This is a genomic window from Mesorhizobium sp. M7A.F.Ca.CA.004.04.2.1 (genome assembly GCF_004022825.1).
Classification (GTDB): domain Bacteria; phylum Pseudomonadota; class Alphaproteobacteria; order Rhizobiales; family Rhizobiaceae; genus Mesorhizobium.
Map to the genome: position 1 here is coordinate 1 of NZ_RZPH01000674.1, position 3,361 is coordinate 3,361.

Here is a 3,361-nt window from a genome sequence, read left to right on the forward strand (position 1 = left end):
CTGCTCGGCATCCGTCCCGGCATTGGAAGCCGACTTGTCCGGGCATGCGGCGATCGCAGACCCGGCAGAAAGTGACATTGCGATCGCGATTGTCAATGAAGCCATTTTCATCATGCTCATCCTTCTGTTCGAGTGCCCTGCGGATGAAACTAGCGGCGCATTTCTTTGTTCCGGACTATCGGTCCGCTGCCCGACAAAGCCTGTCAACGGGCAGGTATGGCCGGCAGGAGCGAAGCCAGGCTCTCTGTGGCAGAGGGCATCACATCTCTCGCGTGGAAGCGCGAAAATCGTTACTTTTCAGAGGGCTCTTGCGGTGGAGACGCCACAATCTTGCCCGGTTGCGGCCACAATCGGTTAATACCGTGATAAGCAATTCCTGCGCACAAAGGATCGGGGTTCGAAGGCGTCGCTGGTATTGGTCGGGTGAGTGTTTCGGCTTCTTCGACGGTTGGATACGACGTCTAGGCAAGACTGAAGGGGACATCAGGAAAATGCAGGCTGTGACGCAACCGCGTCTTCGTCGCGCTGCTACAGTCGCGTTGTTCGCCATGTCGGCCGCCTTGCTGGCGGCTTGTGCGTCGCAGCCCGAGCCGAAAGCGATGGTCTACAAGAAGACCCGCTCCAAGGAATATTTCGCCGAATCCGAATATGGCGTGAAGGCAAGCCCGCGTGTGATCTCCCAGAATGGGCGCATCCAACGTGGCGGCGGCAGGGATCAGCTCGGCAAACCCTATCAGGTCCGCGGCAAGTGGTATTACCCGAAGGAAGACAAGCGCTACGCCAAGGTCGGCCTGGCCTCCTGGTATGGCGATGCCTTCCATGGCCGGCTTACCGCCAATGGCGAAGTCTACGACATGACCCACCTGACCGCAGCGCACCCGACCATGCCGCTGCCAAGCTATGCCCGTGTCACCAATCTCAAGACCGGCAGTTCGGTCATCGTTCGCGTCAACGATCGCGGCCCATATCACGAAGGCCGCATCATCGATGTGTCGGAGCGCGCTGCCCAGATGCTTGACTATGTCAACACCGGCACCGCTCAGGTGAAGGTCGAATATGTCGGCCGCGCGCCGCTTGACGGCGATGACGACCAATATCTGATGGCTTCCTACCATCCCGGCAACAGGGTGCCCGACCCGTCGGACGGACTGCCGACCGGCGTCATGGTCGCCATGAACGGGCCGTCGCCAAGCCTGCCTGCGGGCAGCGCGGCCGTGCCGTTTCCGGGCCAGTTGACCGATTCCGGTTCTGTCCAGCCGGTCATGTCGGCGCAGTCGTCGGCGTATGGCGATCTGGCGCTTCCGGATTTCGGCCCGATCGGGCCGGAACGCCCGCAGATCAATCTGCCGCCGCAATCACCGTTTGCCATGGCCTCGCTGTCCTATGCCGACGAGCGGGTCGAACGCGCCTCAAGTGCCTTCGCCGCGATGGGTGGCGACGGGATGTCGCCGGCCGACGTGCTTCAATCGTGGAAGCGGCAGCCGCCACCGGCCGGTCCGTCCACCGACTACGTCGCTGCCGGTTCGTTCGAGGATGCCGGAGAAGCCAAGCGTATTGCCGCTCAGCTTGCCGCCTTCGGCAAGATCGAGATCCAGCGTTCGGAACTCGACGGCGAGGATTGGTATTCGGTCAATCTCTATCCCGATGGCCACCGCAATCTGGACGAGATGTTGCAGGCTGCCTGGTCGCATGGCGCTCCCGATGCGCTGGCTGTGCGCAACTGAGTACAAGCCAGGCTGGATTTCGGCTACGCGGTTGATCCGCCGTGCAAAAAGCCCGATACTTTTTGCGGGCTTGCCGGCGGTGCCGGCCAACGGGTCGAACATCATGCAATTTCGCTTGCTCCCGCTCGCCGGGCTTCTGGTTTTTGGCCTGCTGCTGTTTTTCCAGGCTCCGGCCGGCGCGCAGCTGTTCGAGACCAAGGCCGCACAGGCCTTCATGATCGACGCCGAGACCGGGACGGTGCTGTTTTCCAAGGATGCCGACAAGCCGATACCGCCGGCCTCAATGGCCAAACTGATGACCATGGAAGTGGTTTTCAACGCCATCAAGTCTGGTCGCCTGAAGCTCGACGATACGTTCGTCGTCAGCGAAAACGCCTGGCGCAAGGGTGGCGCGCCTTCGGGGACATCGACGATGTTCGCCAAGCTCAAGTCGTCGATCCGGCTCGAAGACCTGATTCAGGGCGTGACCGTGCAGGCGGCCAATGACGGCTGCATCATCATCGCCGAAGGCATGTCGGGATCCGAGGACAATTTTGCCGCGCAGATGACCGAACGGGCCCGCCAGATCGGCCTCAAGACGTCGACTTTCGTCAATTCGACCGGCCTGCCGGCGGATGGCCAACAGACGACCGTGCGCGAGCTGGCGCAGCTCGCCCTGCACCTGTGGCGTGATTATCCGGATTTCTACCGCTACTACGGCCAGAAGGATTTTACCTGGAACAAGATCTCGCAGAGGAACCGCAATCCGCTGCTGGCGATGGACATCGGCGCCGACGGCCTGGCGGTCGGTGCGAGCGAGGCAGCCGGCTTCGGCATCGTCGGTACGGTCAGTCACAACGGCACACGGGTGATCGCGGCGATGAGCGGGCTGGCCTCGGACAAGGAGCGTGCCGAAGAGGCGCGAAAGCTGCTCGACTGGGGTGTCCGCTCGTTCGAGAAGACCGAAATCTTCGCCAGGGACGAGGTGGTTGGAGAAGCCCAGGTTTTTGGCGGCGCCAAGCCCGGGGTGATGCTGAAGGCCAAGGGTCCGATCGACATCTTCCTGCCGATCACCAATCGCGACAAGCTGACGGCCAGGATCGTCTATGACGGCCCGATTGCAGCACCGGTGGAGGAGGGGCAGCCGGTGGGCGCGCTGCGCGTCTGGATCGGCGATACGCTGAGCCAGGAGACGCCGCTTTTCGCCGCCGAATCGATCGGCGTCGGCACGCTGCCGCAGCGCGCCCTCGATGCAGTCAAGGAACTGGCGGTCGGCTGGCTGCGCTAAGGCACGTCGCTCAAATCTGACCATGGTTTTGGCGAACGACGTGCATGAAAGCAAAAAATGACGGCATGGACGTTTGGCCGAACGCGGACTATCTAGAGCGCTACAATCCCATTCAGCCATGGACAAGAAGGCCTCTCGGTTGGCACGCGGTTTTTTCATCACCTTCGAAGGCGGCGAGGGGGCAGGCAAGTCGACGCAGATCGAGCGGCTGGCCAGGAAGATGCGCGCCAAGAAATACGATGTGCTGCTTACCCGCGAACCTGGCGGCTCGCCGGGCGCCGAAGCCGTCAGGCATGTGCTGCTTTCGGGCGCGGCCGAACCGTTCGGACCGAAGATGGAAGCGCTGCTTTTCGCCGCCGCGCGGTCCGAT

The 3,361-nt window shown here is 62.2% G+C and carries 2 protein-coding genes and 1 pseudogene; all 3 read left to right on the forward strand.

Translation table 11 applies throughout. The annotated features are described in order from the left end of the window. The first annotated feature begins 491 nt into the window (after positions 1-491). Entirely contained in the window at positions 492-1,724 is a 1,233-nt protein-coding gene (locus EN893_RS25025) for a septal ring lytic transglycosylase RlpA family protein (RefSeq protein ID WP_128361844.1), read from the forward strand. Positions 1,725-1,827: 103 nt separating this feature from the next. Further along, on the forward strand, positions 1,828-2,991 hold the full coding sequence (locus EN893_RS25030; protein ID WP_174800326.1) for a D-alanyl-D-alanine carboxypeptidase family protein: 1,164 nt from the start codon (positions 1,828-1,830) through the stop codon (positions 2,989-2,991). Between the two features lie 139 nt (positions 2,992-3,130). After that, positions 3,131-3,361: pseudogene (locus EN893_RS25035) on the forward strand (thymidylate kinase); the annotation flags it as partial.